The sequence below is a fragment of the Sorangium sp. So ce426 genome (genome assembly GCF_051475585.1).
GTDB lineage: Bacteria > Myxococcota_A > Polyangia > Polyangiales > Polyangiaceae > Sorangium > Sorangium cellulosum_B.
Genome location: NZ_CP150341.1, coordinates 9,777,848 through 9,792,995 on the forward strand (window position 1 = coordinate 9,777,848; position 15,148 = coordinate 9,792,995).

Annotated in this window: 11 protein-coding genes and 1 tRNA gene; 7 read left to right on the top strand and 5 right to left on the bottom strand. The window is 69.4% G+C overall.

The window, feature by feature from the left end; genetic code table 11:
• Positions 1-267 precede the first annotated feature (267 nt).
• From WMF44_RS36590 to WMF44_RS36615, 6 genes are all read left to right on the top strand, one after another.
• On the top strand, positions 268-1,437 hold the full coding sequence (locus WMF44_RS36590; protein WP_437294677.1) for an acyl-CoA dehydrogenase family protein: 1,170 nt from the start codon (positions 268-270) through the stop codon (positions 1,435-1,437).
• A gap of 121 nt (positions 1,438-1,558) precedes the next feature.
• A tRNA-Ala gene (locus WMF44_RS36595) sits at positions 1,559-1,631 on the top strand.
• A gap of 96 nt (positions 1,632-1,727) precedes the next feature.
• Positions 1,728-2,816 (top strand): nicotinate-nucleotide--dimethylbenzimidazole phosphoribosyltransferase, encoded by a 1,089-nt coding sequence (cobT, locus tag WMF44_RS36600; RefSeq protein WP_437294678.1) that lies wholly within the window; start codon positions 1,728-1,730, stop codon positions 2,814-2,816.
• A complete protein-coding gene (locus WMF44_RS36605; RefSeq protein WP_437294679.1) occupies positions 2,813-3,580 on the top strand; it encodes an adenosylcobinamide-GDP ribazoletransferase in 768 nt (255 codons plus the stop codon). The genes cobT and WMF44_RS36605 overlap by 4 nt, the downstream gene beginning before the upstream one ends.
• A gap of 15 nt (positions 3,581-3,595) precedes the next feature.
• Positions 3,596-4,264 (top strand): histidine phosphatase family protein, encoded by a 669-nt coding sequence (locus WMF44_RS36610; RefSeq protein ID WP_437294680.1) that lies wholly within the window; start codon positions 3,596-3,598, stop codon positions 4,262-4,264.
• A 22-nt stretch (positions 4,265-4,286) separates the two neighbouring features.
• Complete coding sequence (locus WMF44_RS36615) at positions 4,287-5,405, top strand: arginase family protein (RefSeq protein ID WP_437294681.1); 1,119 nt, start codon at positions 4,287-4,289, stop codon at positions 5,403-5,405.
• Between the two features lie 6 nt (positions 5,406-5,411).
• On the opposite strand, the gene WMF44_RS36620 is transcribed toward WMF44_RS36615, so the two are convergent.
• The gene (locus tag WMF44_RS36620) at positions 5,412-6,284 is read right to left on the bottom strand and encodes a sulfurtransferase (protein ID WP_437294682.1); all 873 of its coding nucleotides are present in this window, start codon (positions 6,282-6,284) and stop codon (positions 5,412-5,414) included.
• A 778-nt stretch (positions 6,285-7,062) separates the two neighbouring features.
• Between WMF44_RS36620 and WMF44_RS36625 the strand changes: the two genes are divergently transcribed.
• Positions 7,063-7,314, top strand: a complete 252-nt coding sequence (locus WMF44_RS36625; RefSeq protein WP_437294683.1) for a hypothetical protein — start codon at positions 7,063-7,065, stop codon at positions 7,312-7,314.
• Between the two features lie 169 nt (positions 7,315-7,483).
• Here WMF44_RS36625 and WMF44_RS36630 read toward each other — a convergent pair whose 3' ends face one another.
• The 4 genes from WMF44_RS36630 to WMF44_RS36645 form a co-directional block, all read right to left on the bottom strand.
• Complete coding sequence (locus WMF44_RS36630; RefSeq protein ID WP_437294684.1) at positions 7,484-9,079, bottom strand: DUF1552 domain-containing protein; 1,596 nt, start codon at positions 9,077-9,079, stop codon at positions 7,484-7,486.
• A gap of 14 nt (positions 9,080-9,093) precedes the next feature.
• Positions 9,094-10,548 carry a DUF1592 domain-containing protein gene (locus tag WMF44_RS36635; RefSeq protein WP_437294685.1) on the bottom strand — a complete coding sequence of 485 codons (1,455 nt, stop codon included), beginning with the start codon at positions 10,546-10,548 and terminating at the stop codon, positions 9,094-9,096.
• Positions 10,549-11,040: 492 nt separating this feature from the next.
• Complete coding sequence (locus tag WMF44_RS36640; protein WP_437294686.1) at positions 11,041-12,675, bottom strand: DUF1552 domain-containing protein; 1,635 nt, start codon at positions 12,673-12,675, stop codon at positions 11,041-11,043.
• Positions 12,676-12,838: 163 nt separating this feature from the next.
• The gene (locus tag WMF44_RS36645; protein WP_437294687.1) at positions 12,839-14,908 is read right to left on the bottom strand and encodes an O-linked N-acetylglucosamine transferase family protein; all 2,070 of its coding nucleotides are present in this window, start codon (positions 14,906-14,908) and stop codon (positions 12,839-12,841) included.
• Positions 14,909-15,148 lie beyond the last annotated feature (240 nt).

Below are 15,148 nucleotides of genomic sequence, written 5' to 3' on the forward strand. Positions count from 1 at the left end.
CTGACGCTCGCGCCGCTCGCGCCGCGCCCCGCACGGTCGCGCGCCGCGCCATCGGCCCTCGTTTTCCATGAGGCCCTGCGCGGTCTCCGTGGGACGCCGCGCATTTCCGCGCGTCCCCCGCCCCGCGGGACGCCGCGCGCTCCGCGGGGTTCCCCGCGCGGCCGTGCGGCGGACCAGGCGCGGCAGAGACGCCGAGGTGCGGCGCTTGCGCTGAAAAATGTTTCGTGTACGAATCATCTCGGTCGTGCCGGCGAGGAGGGGTTCGCGATGTGGCAGCCGTTCACGGAAGAACATCAGCAGTTCAGAAAGACGGTGCGGGCCTTCGCAGAGAAGGAGCTCGCTCCTCATGTGGAGGAGTGGGAGTCGTCGGAGTGCTTTCCCAGCTGGGTGTTCAAGCGCGCCGGCGAGCTCGGGATCCTGGGCGCGCACTTCCCGGAGGAGCACGGCGGCGCCGGGCTCGACTACTGGTTCTCGGCGGCCAAGGCCGAGGAGCTCGTGCGCTGCACGATGGCGGGCGTCTCGATGGGGCTGCTCGTGCAGAGCGACATGGCGACCCCGGTGATCAGCGACATCGGCACGAAGGAGCAGATCGAGGAGTTCCTCAAGCCGGCGCTCGCGGGCGACAAGATCGCCGCGCTCGGCGTCTCCGAGCCGGCGGCCGGCAGCGACGTGGCCGGGATCCGGACGATCGCGCGCAAGGAGGGCGATGACTACGTGCTGAACGGGCAGAAGACGTTCATCACGAACGGGACGCGCGCCGATTTCGTCACGCTGCTCGCCAAGACGTCGCCGGACAGGGGCGCCCACGGCTGCTCGTTCTTCCTCGTGCCGACGGCGCTCCGCGGCTTCAACGTCGCGAAGAAGCTGAAGAAGATCGGCAACAAGTCCTCGGACACCGCGGAGCTCTTCCTGGAGGACGTGCGGGTGCCGGGGCGCTACCTGCTCGGCGAGCCCGATCAGGGCTTCGCGTACCTGATGCAGAACTTCCAGACCGAGCGGCTGGTCGCCGCGGTGAGCGCGATCGCGAGCTCGTTCATGACGCTCGACGGCACGGTCGAGTACGGGCGCGAGCGGGTGGCGTTCGGCAAGCCGATCATCAAGCGCGAGTCGTGGCAGCACAAGCTCGTGGACCTGTACACGCGCTGCGAGGCGGCGCGCGCGTTCGCCTACAAGTGCGTCGACCACTACAACGACGAGCGGTACGTGCGGAAGGTGCCGATCAGCTTCGACACCGTGAAGCTCATCTCGATGGCGAAGATCCTGGCCGGCGACGTGGCGAACGACGTCGTGGACACGTGCCTGCAGTTCCACGGCGGCTGGGGCTACATCGAGGACTTCCCGATCGCGCGCGCCTGGCGCGATCAGCGGCTCCTCCGCATCGGCGGCGGGACGACCGAGACGATGAAGTACTACCTGGCAAAGCTGATGAACTTCTGAGCGCCCCCGCGGCCCGGCGGCTCAGCCGCGAACCGACGCCCTCGGACACAAAAGCGCGCCGGTCGAAAAAAAGTAGAGACAAGCGGCGCGAGAGGCTGTAGATATGCCGCTCCCAACGACCGGGGCTGTAGCTCAGCTGGGAGAGCGCATGACTGGCAGTCATGAGGTCAGGGGTTCGATCCCCCTCAGCTCCACCGATAGGACCGAAGGACTCCTGTTCCTGTAAGTTCCCGTAAGGAGTCCGCATCGCCGTGCCCGCTCGCCGGCGTGTCGGAGTAGAGAACCCGGACATGGCTCTCTTGCCTCACTGGGTCTTCCCGGAGCTCGACGCGAGCGCGGTGGGCGCGGCGCGTGCGCGGCAAGACACGCTGACCAAGCCGCGCGGCAGCCTCGGCGTGCTCGAGGATCTCGCCGTGGCGCTCGCCGGCATCCAGGGCGGGGCGCCCGCGAGCCGACCCGCGGCGGCGGTGCTCTTCGCCGCCGATCACCCCGTCGCCCGGCACGGCGTGTCGGCGTACCCGCCAGAGGTCACGGCGGCGATGGTGGCGAACTTCGTGCGCGGCGGCGCCGCCGCCAGCGTCCTCTGCCGGAACCTCGGCGTCGATCTGCGGGTCGTGGACGTCGGGGTCGCCCACCCGTACGAGCGCGTCGACGGCGGCGATGGCGCGCGGCTGCGGCGCGATCCGGTCGCCGACGATCCCATCGGCGACCTGCGGATCGAGGACGCGCTCTCGGAGGCCGTCTACGAGCGCGCGCTCCGCGCGGGCGCCGCGGAGATCGACGCGCTCGGGGGCGACACGCGCGTCGTCCTGCTCGGCGACATGGGCATCGGCAACACAACGGCGGCGGCGGCCATCACGGCGCTGCTCCTCGGGATCGCGCCGGAGGATGTCGTCGGGGCGGGGACCGGCGTCTCCGGCGACGCGCTGTCGCGCAAGATCGAGGTCGTGCGCGACGCGACGCGACGCGCGCAGGAGGTCTCGGGCGTCCAGCGCACCGATCCGCACCGCGTCGTGCAGGCGGTCGGCGGGAAGGAGATCGCCGCGCTTGTGGGCGCCATGGCGCGGGCGATCGAGCTGCGCATGGCGGTGCTCGTCGACGGCTTCATCGTCTCGACTGCGGCGCTCGCGCTCGTCCGGATGTGCGCGGAGGCGCGGTCGGGCATGCTCTTCGCCCACCGCTCGGCCGAGCGCGGCCACGCCCACGTCCTCGCGGCGCTCGACGCGCGCCCCTTGCTGGACCTCGGGATGCGGCTCGGCGAGGCGAGCGCGGCGCTGGCCGCGCTGCCCCTCCTCGACGCGGCCTGCGCCCTCCACGCCGGCATGGCGACGTTCGCGAGCGCGAGCGTGCCGGATCGCGCGCGGCCCGGGACTCCATGACGGCGCCGCCGGTGCTGCGCGGCGCCCGCGCAGCGGCGACCTTCCTCACGCGCGTCCCGGTCGGCGGCTTCCCCTACGCCGAGGCGGACTGGCGCTGGGCCTCTGCCTGGTTCCCGTTCGTGGGCGCCGCGCTCGGCGCCGTCCAGGCCGCGGTGTGGCTGCTCGTCGATCGGAGCGGCGCGCTCGTCGCGGCGAGCGTCACCGTGGCCCTCGGGCTGCTGCTGACCGGGGCGTTCCACGAGGACGGCCTCGCGGACACGGCCGACGCGCTCGGCGGCGCCTTCGACCGCGCGCGGATCTTCGAGATCCTCAAGGACAGCCGCATCGGCGCGTTCGGCGCGGCGGCGCTGATCGTGGTCCTCGTGCTGCGCGTCGCCCTGCTCGCGCGGCTCGACGCCGCGGCGCCCGTCGCCCTCGTGCTGACGCAGTGCCTCTCGCGCACCCCGCCGATCTGGCTGATGGTCGCGCTGCCCTACGTGACCCAGAGCGGCTCGCGCAGCCGCCCGGTGGCGCAGGCGGCGCTCCCGCAGGCGCTGCTCGGCTCGCTCTGGCCGGCGCTCGCGCTCGCCGCGGCGCACGCCGCCGGAGCCCTCACGGCGGCCGAGGCGGCGGGCATGCTCGTCGCCGCCGCCGCCGCCGCGGCGATCTGCGGCCTCCGCTTCCGCGCCCGCGCCGGCGGGCTCACGGGCGACTTCCTGGGCGCGGCGCAGCAGATCGCCGAGTGCGCCGCGCTGCTCGCCCTCGCGCTCGTGCGGGGCGGCTGAGCCGCGGGCCCGCGCGTGGATCCCCTCGCCCACGGCCTCATCGCCTTCCGCCACGCCCCCGTCGCGCTCTCCGGCGTCTGCTACGGCCGCCTCGACGTCGCCGCGCAGCTCCCCCCGGAGGCTGCAGCGGCCGCGATCGAGCGCGCGCTCCGCGAGCTCCGCGTCCGCCCCGGCGTGGTCTTTTCGTCGCCGCTCTCCCGCTGCGCGCTCCCGGCCGCCGAGCTCGCGGCGCGCCTCGGGGTGCCGCGCGCGATCGACGATCGCCTCCTCGAGATCTCCTACGGCGCGTGGGAGGGGCGCGCCTTTGCGGACATCGAGCGCGACGACCCGGCCGCGTACGCCGCGTGGCTCGACGGCTGGGAGCGCGTCGGGCCGCCCGGGGGCGAGTCGGCGCTCGAGGTCGAGTCCAGGGTGCGGTCGTTCTGGCGCGAGCTCGGCGGCGCGGCCGGCGCGGCCGGCGTGGACGTCGCTGACGTCGCTGACGTCGCTGACGTCGCTGACGTCGCGGACGTCGCGTCCCGCGCGCGCCCGCACCTCCTTGTCGCGCACGCCGGGGTACTGCGCGCGCTCCGGGTCGTCGCGTGCGGCGCCAGCTGGCCCGCGGCGATGAGCGCGCCGGTCCCTCACCTCACGGCCGAGCGCTTCCCTCTCCCTGCGTCCGCCCTTTCGCTGGCGGACCTTTGAGGGGCGCGTACCCTCGTCGGGCATGACCCCGCAAGAAGAGCTCGCGCTCCTGCTGCGCCCGGCGGCCGGAGGCCTCTACCTCGTCTCGACCGGCCGCGCGCAGCAGCTCGAGGTCCAGCGGCGGCTCTACGGCGCCGCGACCGAGGAGGAGGTCCTCGCGCGGTTCCGCGCGTCGCTCGACCGCATCGCCGGCGCGCGCGCCGTCCTGCTCGGCATCCCGTCCGACGTCGGCGCGGGGTTCCTCCGCGGCTCCAACATGGGCCCGCAGGCGATCCGGACCGCGCTGCTCGACGCCTTCCCGGACTTCCCGGAGCGCGCGCGCGAGGTCGGGCTCGTCGACATCGGCGACGTCTTCGTCGTGCCGCAGCTCCTGCACGACGACATGCTCTCGGAGGCGCAGAGGGCCGCGTCGCGCCGCGCGCTCTACCCTGGCGTGCCCGAGCCCGCGGCGTCGCGGCTGCCGGTCTCGCCGCTCTCCATCGCGGAGCGCGCGCTCGATCTCGTCTTCTCGATCAACCCGGGCGTCGCCCCCATCGTGCTCGGCGGCGATCACTCCACGGCCTTGCCGGTGGCGCGCGCGCTCGCCCGCGCGCGGAAGCGGCCGTGGGGCATCGTCCAGCCGGACGCGCACACCGATCTGCTCGAGGAGCGGCTCGGGATCGCGTACTGCTTCGCCACGTGGTCGTACCACGCGAACGAGCTGGTCGGGCGGGGCGGCCGGCTGACGCAGGTGGGGGTCCGCGCGTCGCAGAAGCCGCGCGAGCACTGGGAGAGCCGCTACGGCGTGCGGCAGTTCTGGGCGGCCGAGTGCCGCGCCGATCCGGCGGCGGCGCTCGACGCCATCGTGGCCCACGTGAAGAGCACCGGCGTCGAGGGCGTGTATTTCTCGAACGACATCGACGGCACGGACGCCGCGTACGCCGACGCCACGGGGACGCCGGAGCCGGACGGCCTGTCGCCCGAGTTCGTCGTGGCGCTCATCCGCCGGCTCGGGCGCGAGGTCGGCCTGATCGGCGGCGACGTCATGGAGGTCGCGCCGGCGCTCCAGCCGACGCCGGAGAGCGCGGCGCGCACGGTCGCGCTGGCGGCGCGCTACCTGCGCGAGACGATCGAGGCCACGGTCGGCCGCGCGCTCGCCTGACGCCGCTCAGGGCTCGGGGCCTCTGGCCGCGGGCAGGGCGGCGTCGCGGGCCCAATCGCTCCAGGACCCCTCGTAGAGGATCGCGTCCTCGCGGCCGAGCGTCATCAGGGCGAGCAGGTCGTGGCAGGCGGTGACGCCGGAGCCGCAGTAGCAGACCACGGTGGCCGCATCGAGCGCGCCGAGGTCGCGGTAGCGCCGCTCGAGCTCCGCGCGCTCGCGGAAGGCGCCCCCGGGGGCGCCGAGGTTCTCGACAAAGGGGGCGGAGCGGGCGCCGGGGATGTGGCCCGGGCGGGCATCGACGGGCTCGCTCTGCCCCTCGTAGCGCTCGCGGGCGCGCGCATCGAGGATCACCGCCGCCGGATCGCGGCGCAGCCTGTCGACAGCCGCCTTGTCCGCGACCGGGGCGCCGCCGGGGGCGAGATCCATGGCGGGCGCTTCCGCGATCGTGGGTGCCTCGATCGAGAGCGGGTGTTCCGCGGAGGTCCACGCCTGGAGTCCCCCGTCGAGCACGCGCCCGCCTGGATGACCGAAGTAGCGCAGCAGCCACCAGAGACGGGCGGCGATGGCGCCCCCGGCGTCGTCGTAGCCGACGACCACCGAGCCTGGGGTGACCCCGATGCGGGCGAGGACACGCGCGAACGCCGCCGCGTCGGGCAGCGGGTGGCGGCCAGGTCCGCCGTGCGCCGGGCTGGAGAGATCGGCATCGACGTCGAGGTGGACAGCGCCCGGGATGTGCCCGCGGGCGTACTCGTCGGCGCCGCGGCGACCGCCGAGGTACCAGCGGCAATCGACGACGCGGACGCGGGGATCACCCGCGTGCGCCGCGAGCCAGGCGACATCGACGAGCGGACCGGGGGGCACGAGGAAGGGATCGCTCATGGGCGAAGGGTACCCACCCTGCTCGCGCCCGGCCACATCGCGTCCTCGCCATGCTCGACGTGCTCGGCTGTACCCGATGGCGCTGTGGAGCCGCACGCGACTCCGGCGCTCGACGGAGCACCCCAGAGTGACGGCATTTGCAAGCACTTTTGACAGTCGAGATCGGGCTCGAGGGCATCAGGCATGAATGCCAATCGGCGCGTACAGCATCCCTGCATGCGAGGATGGCCGCCTCAAACCGCTTGATTTTGAAACGCATTGGCTCGTCCGACCCGCCGCAGCACCTACCCACCCCGGAGGACACCCCTGGCGACGTGCTCACAAAAGTTCGGCTTCACAAGATCCATTCATCGATCACGCCTCACCTCGAACGTCCGACGGATCGAAGCCTTTCCCTTTGTCGCGACCGGCGAGAGAGCTATACTTTTCTCTCCAACCATTTTAATTATGATCCATGAAACTTCGACTCTCGAACTTCGCCGCCGCAGCGTTCGTCGCCCTCCTGTCACCTCTTTCAGGCTGCTCCGATGATGGAAGCACCGGCAGCTCGGAAGCCGGCACGACCGGTGGAGGGTCTACCTCGAGTGCATCCGGGTCCGGCGGGCAGGGCTCGGGCGGGGATGGCGGCGGAGGGGCCACGTCCTCGAGCTCGAGCTCGGCTGGAACCGGTGGTAGCGGCTCAGCGGTCGAGCCAACCTTTGAAACGGTCCGGGCGGTCGTCGCGCAAGCTGGCTGCTCCACCGCGAGCTGCCACAACGGCGAGGCGAGACCGACGCTGGTGGACGACGACACCCTTTACACGACCCTGACGACGCACATCTCCGAGGCGTGCGGAGACATTCCGCTCGTCACTCCCGGCGATCCAGAGCAGAGCGCCCTCGTCAAGATCCTCAAAGGCCCCTGCGGGGATATCGCCCGCATGCCCAATGGATGCGTCAGCACTCCCGGCCCGGAATATACGTGCCTGTTCCCGGAATACATCGACGCGATCGAGCAGTGGGTCGCCGACGGCGCGCAGCAGCAGCGGTGAGCGGCCGATGACAACGACGCGGGCTCCGCCCCGGAGCTCCGCGTCGTTGTGCTGATGACACGAGGTCATCGCGGTCGCTGCAGCCCAGCGCCAGGCAAGAGGCCCCTCCTGAGTGGAGGGGCCTTTTTTTTCATTTCGCTCGATCCGGCAGCCCCGGCGCGAGCGACGATCAGCCGTTCGCGCGAAGCGCCTTGAACTCGCCAGCGTCCTTGATGGACACTGGATTGTTCTCGCTGGCGAAGAGCTTTGTGTCGTCGTGCTTGCCGAAGTGGGTCACCTCTGCCGAGCCGCCGATCGCCGGGAAGCCGTCCGCGCCGGCCTTCACCCCGATGGCGTTCAGCAGGTTGCAGAAGTACTTGTTGATCGGCTGCGTGGCGACATCCGGCGGAGTCCCCGTGCCATCGATCTCGCCGAACTCGAGCTTCGTCTGGCCCGGCCCGCAGGCAGCCTCGCTGCTACCGCCGGCCAGGTCAGCCTTGCCACCTTCGACGTTCACGGCCTGACCCACCTTGAAGTAGCCGCCGCAGCTCCCTGCCTGGAGGATCGGCAGGTTGTTGAGGTTGTGGCTGTTGCCGTCGGAGTCTTCCTGGAACCAGACGGTCGCGGTGTTGTCGAGGAGCTTCCGGTCGCCCTCTTCGATGCTGTCGAGCCGACCGACGAGGTAGGCGAACTTCTTCGCGTACCAGTCGTCGATCTGCTGAATCATCTCGATGACACCAGGAACGCAATCACCACCCATGTTGGCGTCGCCGACGCGGTGGGAGATGCCATGGGAATCCTTCGAATGATTGATGCCGTCCCACTTGAACGTGATGCCCCCGGGGAACTTCATGAAGATGACGCGGTTCTGGTCACAGATGGCCGAAAGCACCGCGAGGTCCATCATGACGTTCGTCGACTTCGACAGGTCGACGCCGAGGCCCCCCCCCTGCGAGGCCGCCTGCACGGACTGGGCCGTCAAGCCGAGCGCCTCTGCCTGGTCGGCGCTGCACTGGGCTCTGACCGTGTTCGTGGTCTGGTGGAGGAGGTCCTTCCAGTCGGAGAGCCGCTGCTTGTCCGCCTGGCTCATCCTGACCCTCGCGAGGCTGTCAATGTCCTCCCGCACAACGTCGATCACGCTCTTGCCGCGGGCCACCTTGTACGTATCCTGCGACACGGGGCCCTGGCCGAAGAGGCCCGTGAGGTTGTTGTAGATCGTCGTCGGAGAGCCGATGCCGGGGAAGATCTGCTTGGGCTTGTCGTACGAGAAATTGGAGAACGAGTCCTGCCGCACCCCGCCGATCTGCATGACGAGGGGAGCGGCGCCGTTGGGGTTGACCTGCTCCGCGGCGATGTGATCGAGCGACCGCCCGGTCGACTTCGCGTTGAACTTGTCGCTCTCGGGCGTCACCGGGTAGCAGGTGAAATACGACCCCATGACCTGACCGTGGGGGTCGTTGTTCTGGCCGTGGGTCCGCCCGAAGCTCCACTCGTTCATCGCCCGGATGCCACGCGGCATCAGGAGCTTCCTTGCAAAGGGAGCGAGGTGCTTGAGCGTCGTCGCCTCGTAATCGGCGGCGGTCAATTCGCCATGGGACTTCTTCGGGAACCACCGGTTCGTCAGGCAGCCATAGTGCGTGAAGAGCACGATCAGCCGCTTCGGCGCGCCGCCGCCGGCCGACTGCGCCTCGGCGTCACGCTCGGCGACGGAGCCCAGGAAAGGTGCAGCGACGACGGCTCCACCCAGGCCTCGGAGGAATACTCTTCGGTTGAGGTTCTTCATCATGGTCGTATTCCTTCTCAATCCCCGAGGACGGTGCGCAGGCGGAACGAATCGGCCTGGGTAAGATCCGTGAGCAAATTGATGATGGTATAGCCGTCGCTCGACAGCTTGTCGCTGAGCTCGTTGACGGTGCAGGCGTCGTTCGTGTTCGGCACCCTCCGGCGGGCCCAGGAGACCCACTGCTCGGCATAATGACGCTTGGCGATCGCACCAGCGCCAAGCTCGGTCATCATCTCGAGGGGTGTCGTGATCGTCTTCGTGTTGGTGTCGCTGAAGTAGACGTCGCCCGTCGCGTTGATGTCGCCGCCGAGCGGATCCTTCGTCTGCACCTTGCCAACGGAGTCGAACCTCTCGAGCACGAAGCCCGGCGGGTTGACGAGCTTGCTGTGGCAGTCGACGCACCCCGCAGGGGAGGTCAGCGCCTCGATGGCCTCACGCTCCGTGGAGAACGGGCCCGGGGGCCGCGGCGTCTGGTCCGCGCCGGGCGTCGGCTTCAGGGTGAGCCCGAGCAGCCTGTTGGCGACGAACGCGCCCCGGAGGATCGGGCTCGTGGCGCCGAAGGACGAGTAGGAGCTCAGGAACCCGACGCGGGTCAAGAACCCCGGCCGCTCGTTCGGGTCGAGCTCCACCCGCGTCAGCTCCGCGCCATAGTCGGCGGCGTCGAGCCCGTAGATCGGAGCGGTGTCCTTGTTCACGTAACCGACGTTGCTGAGGAAGATGTCCTTGAACGACCCCCCCTCGAACGCCACCTCCTCGAAGAAGGCGTCGATCTCGGCCAGCATCGGAGCGACGATGGCCGGGGAGTAGTCGGGGAACTTGGTCGTGTCGTGCTCGACCTGTCCCCAGTGCGATCCCTGGCGGATGTCCGCGTAAGCACGATGGAACAGGGCCACGATCGGCGCCGTCTTGGCGCGGTCCTGAACCATCCGCTCCGCCTGCGCGAGGATCTGCTCCCTGGTGGTGAGCTGACCCGCGTCAGCGGCGGTGTTCAAGGCGTCATCCGGAATGGATCCCCAGAGCAGGAACGCGAGCCGCGTCGCCACCTCGTGGCTGGAGAGCTTGATCGCGCCGTTCTCCGTGTCGTCCGTCAGCTCGGGGACCGTGATGAACGAGGGCGAAGCGAGCATGGCGAAGAGGATGGCCTCGGCGACCTCCGCGGGCGTGCCCTTGGGCTCCAGCGCGTTGAACCGCATGTAGCGCTGCACCTCTTCGTCCGTCACAGGGCGCCGGAAGGCCCTGCGGCCGAAATCGCGGATCGTCGACTCGAGGCACCCGGCCGCCGCCGGATCGCAGGCGATGAACTTGGACTTGTTCGGCCCGGCCATCACCTCGGCGGCGATGCTCTCGGCGGCCACGAGGTAGGAGTTCCAGGCGATGTCCGTCATGCTGCCCTCGAAGTCGGACACGAGGAGCGAGGACGGGTTGCCCGTGGGAGCGTTCGGCACGCTCGTCACACCGAGCAGATCCCTCACCACCGCGTCGTACTCCCGGTTCAAGAGCCGCGGGCTCTGGGACGTGGCCCAGATCCCGGGAGTACAGATACCTGGGTTGCCGGGGTCCTGCTCCTCCGGCCCGCCCCCCGTACCGGTGCCAGAGGACTCCCCACCGCTGGAGGAGACCCCAGGTTCACCGGGTGCTATCTCGCCAGTGCAACCAGCGAGAAGAGGTAATGACGTCAAAAATGTTGCCGTACCGATGTACGCTAGTTGCCGCAGCGTTCGCATAATGTGACTATCCCCGACCTGCGCCGAGCTGATCCCCCAGCGCATGATTCCAACGCGGGTCCAACCGGCGAGCCCCCGCTCGGGGAGCTGGCGCCCGCAAGCGCCGCGGAGGCCGCTCGCGCGGTGGAATCTTCGCGCATGGCTTTATGAGAACGTGTCATGAGCGCGGAGCGCCGGAGCACCGGGCCCACGCGGCGCATTCATCACTCGAGCGCGCGACAGGCTCGGGAACGAGGCCGCTCAGGGGTTCGCCTTGAGCGCGGCGAACTCCCCTGGATCGTGGATGGCGGGGGGCATGGTCCCGCCGCCGATGAAGTCTTCCGTCCGGTCGTACCTGCCGAAGTGGGTCACCGGCTCCGAACCGCCCGGTGCCGGGAAGCCATCCGTATCTGCCTTGACGCCGAGGGCGTTCATCAAGCTGCAGAAGTACTTGTTGATCGGCGCGTTGGCGAGCGACGGATCGGTCCCCGTGGACTGGGTGGTCGCGTCCACCTCGTCCAGAGCGCCGTCGGCACAGAGGATCTCGCTGTTGCCTGTCGTGAGATCGGGCGAGCCATCCTCGACGTTCACGGCCCAGCCGGTCTTGAAATAGCCGCCGGCGCTGCCGACCTGGACGATCGGCAGGTTGTTGAGGTTGCGGGCGCAGCCGTCCGACGCGTCCTGGAACCAGACGGCCGCGCTGTTGTCGAGGAGCGTCCCGTCGCCCTCGTCGATACGGTTCAGCTGTTCGACGAGGTGGGCGAACTTCCTCGCGTAGTAGTCGTCGATCTTGAGGAGCATGTCGATCACACCCGGGACGCAGGTGCCCTGCATGCTGGCGCTGCCCACGCGATACGAGAGGCTGCCGCTCTCCATCGTCAGGCCGAGCCCCGTGAAAGCGTAGTTCATGGGATACTTCAGGAAGATGACGGGGTTCGCGTTGCACGCCGCCGCGAGCACGGCGAGGTTCGACCAGAGGTCCGCGCCGTCCAGACCGTCGGAGATTCGCTGCGTCAGCACGTCGTCGCGCCTCGGGGTGTTGCTCACCAGGTCGACGTTCCCTTGCGTCGCGCCGAGCGCCGTGGCGAGGGACGTGGTGCACTGCGCGGAAGCGACGGTCTTCACGGACTCGTCGAGGAGCGCCTTCCAGGCCTCCAGCTTGTTCTTGTCCGCCCGGCTCATGTCGAAGCGCGCGAGCGTGTCGAGATCGTCCCGCACGATGTCGATGATGCTCTTGCCCCGCATGGCCTTGTACGTGTCCGGAGACGGGAGGGGGTCCGTGAACAGGCCCGTGAGCTTGGCCAGGATCTCCGTCGGCGCGCCCAGACCCGCATACAAGGTCTCGGGCGCCGAGTACGAGATCGCCGAGATAGGGATGTCGCTGGAATTCCCCACGCGAAGGAACAGGGGCTCGCCGTCCGGGCTGAGCTGTCGTGCGATGACGTGGTCCAGCGAGGGACCGGTCGATCTGGCGTTGTACTTCGTCGCTTGGTCGAAGCTGAACGGGTCGTTGCTGTTGGGAGTGACCGGATGGCACGTGAAGAACGACCCGTTCACCTGCAAGTGGCGATCGTTCCCCTGCCCCCGATCCATGCGCACCGTCCACTCGTTCATCGCGCGGATGCCTCGGGGCATGAGGAGCTTGTCGACGTAAGGCGCCAGGTGCTTGAGCGTCGTCGACTCGAGGTCCGCAGCGGTGAGCGGGCCGTGCGACTTCTTCGGGAACCACCGCGTCGTGATGCAACCAAAGTGCGTGTACATCACGATAAGCCGCTTCGGCGGCGTGACCGGCTGCGCCATCACGGTGCGGTCGGCGAGCGAGCCGAGGAACGGCGCCGCGACGCAAGCCCCGCCCAGCCCCCGGAGGAAAATTCTTCGGTTCACGCGCTTTGCCATGGTCGAATTTTTCCTACCTCAGTGAGTACAAACGCCCGGCTGCCCCTCGGAACGCCCTCCGAATGCCCGCGTTTGCCGCGTCTCCATCACCCTACAATGCCCGCAGACCCGCGAACGTATTTGTATTTCGCTCGGCCGGGCGCGCTCGTCGAGCGGCCTTCGCTCAGGCTCGAGCGCAGAAACGGCGCCAGATGTCGCGGTAGATCGACTCGAGATTGCGGGCGAAGCGCGGGCCGTCCATGAGCGGCGACTGCTTCATGCGATCGCGCAGCGTTCGGCGAAGCTCGCCCAGGTGCTCGAGGTCCTCGGCGAGCGAGCTGGCGACCCGAACGTAGTGCTCCGGCGTCGTCGCGATGAGCTCCGGCAGACCCAGGTTCATCGCCTGGCAGACGCCGGCGCGGCCGACCACGGTTTCACCTGCGAGGGTCACCACCGGGACGCCCATCCACAGCGCGTCGAGGCTCGTGGTGTGGCCGTTGGAAGGGAACGTATCGAGACAGATGTCGATCTCGCGGTACCTTCGCAGATAGTCGAGCCGCCCGCACCGATCGACGAGCTCGATCCGATCGCGCTGGACGCCCCCTGCCTCGAAGATCGAGCGCACCCGGTCCCGCGCCCTTCCCTGAGGCGCCATCAGCATGAGCCGCGACCTGGGCACCGCGGCCAGCACCCTCGTCCAGACATGAAGCACCCCTTCATTCACCTTCCTGAAATGGTTCAAGCAGCCGAAGTTGACCCTCCCCTCCGCGAGCGCGGGGAGAGCGCTCACGTCGGGCACGTCGGGCACGTCGGTGAGCGGGTCGTAGCACCAGAAGGAGTCGGGGAGCCGAAGGGTCTCCTCGGTGTAGACGCCCGTGTTTGCGCCGGGGGGATCGAGGAAGGGATCGGACAGGCGATAGTCCATCGATTCGAGGCCCGTCGTCCCGGGGTACGCCAGCCAGCACACCTGAAGGGGAGCGGGCCGGCGGGCAAAGACCAGGACGCGGCGGTCGGTCATATGCATGGTGAGATCGACCAGGATGTCGATCTGATCCCGTCGAATGACCTCGGCCAAGGCAGCGTCGTCCAGCGCCGCGACCTCGCGAAAGACGTCGGCGTGACCGCGGATGCGATCCGTCAGGTTGTCCGGCTTGTCCGTGCTCGAGTAGCAGAAGATCTCGAACTGCCGGTGGTCATGGTTCTGGAACAGCGGGATCGTGAAGAGCGACTGGACGTGCGTCCGGAAATCGGGTGACACGTAACCGATGCGGAGCCGCCGGTCGGCCGAGCGATCGGTCTTGTGAGGGGGAGCCTGCGCGGCGAGGGGGCGGGCATGCCGGGCATTCCACGCGCGCGCCTCGGCGAGGATGTCGCTGTCGGTGACGTTCGGCCAGAACGGCATGTTGAAGAGAAGAGCGCTGTGCGCAGCAGGGTCGTCGGGGCACAGGGCGACCGCTTCGCGGTACATCGCCTGGGACTCGTCGAGGAGCCCCGACTCGCCGAGCGCCGCGGCGAGATAATCCCGAGCGACATGGAAGCTTCGGTCGATCTCGAGCGCTCGACGCAGATCGTCGATCGCTTCGTCGAAGCGGCCGGCGTCCGCGTGAATCGCGCCGAGCGCAGTGTACGCGTTGGCCATCCGCGGATTGAGCTTCAGCGCCACGCGGTACCAGACCGCGGCGTCGTCCGACCGGCCGCCGAGGCGCAATGTCTCGCCGAGGGCCGCCAGGGCATCGGATGCGCTCAAGCTCGACTCGGGGCCGCGCGCCGCCGCCGGACCGATTCCGGCGGCAGCACCCCGTCCGTCCCTCAGGCTCGCGAGGCGCTCGCCAGCCTGCAATAACCCAGGCTCGAGATCGCGGGCGCGCTCGTAGCACGCCGCAGCCGCGTCCAGGTCCCCTTGCTCCTCGAACGTGAGAGCGAGGTTGAACACCGCTTCGGCGAAGTCGGGCTTCCGCGCGACGGCCATGAGCAGCACGGCGACCGCCTGGGGCCTCCGGCCGAGGCAGCGATACACGTCGCCGAGATGCGACAGGTAGAGGGCGTTGTTCGGGGCGACGCGGACGGCTCGCTCGAGGAGCGCGGCGGCCTCCGCGAGCCGACCGGATTGGACGGTGATCACGCTGAGAAGAAGCAGCGCATCGCCATGCCCGGGCGCTTGCTCGAGCGCGCCGCGATAGAGGAGCTCTGCGCGATCGACCTGCCCGGCCCGATGAAACTGCACTGCCAATTCGAAGAGCGAAGCGGCGGTCACGGGGAGTTCCTTGTCAAAAGAGTGCGGGATCTCGCCGAGCAGGATGGCTGCGCCCGGGCGCTGAGCGCAAGCCGGTTCTCACGTCGACCGGCGCGTCCAGCATGGCTGTACGATGGAAGGGCCACTTCGAGGACCTTGACTTTCGGATCGCGCTTGGAGCTCCTCGCCGCTCCCGACGTCGATCGAGCCGGACCAAGCCAAGCAGCCGAGCTCGGGCGCGACGCCTGGCGCGGCGAAGAG

Coding starts and splice junctions, on each gene's coding strand:
- WMF44_RS36590 (WP_437294677.1), top strand. CDS start 268: ATGTGGCAGCCGTTCACGGAAGAACATCAGCAGTTCAGAAAGACGGTG.
- cobT (WP_437294678.1), top strand. CDS start 1,728: ATGGCTCTCTTGCCTCACTGGGTCTTCCCGGAGCTCGACGCGAGCGCG.
- WMF44_RS36605 (WP_437294679.1), top strand. CDS start 2,813: ATGACGGCGCCGCCGGTGCTGCGCGGCGCCCGCGCAGCGGCGACCTTC.
- WMF44_RS36615 (WP_437294681.1), top strand. CDS start 4,287: ATGACCCCGCAAGAAGAGCTCGCGCTCCTGCTGCGCCCGGCGGCCGGA.
- WMF44_RS36620 (WP_437294682.1), bottom strand. CDS start 6,284: ATGAGCGATCCCTTCCTCGTGCCCCCCGGTCCGCTCGTCGATGTCGCC.
- WMF44_RS36630 (WP_437294684.1), bottom strand. CDS start 9,079: ATGATGAAGAACCTCAACCGAAGAGTATTCCTCCGAGGCCTGGGTGGA.
- WMF44_RS36640 (WP_437294686.1), bottom strand. CDS start 12,675: ATGGCAAAGCGCGTGAACCGAAGAATTTTCCTCCGGGGGCTGGGCGGG.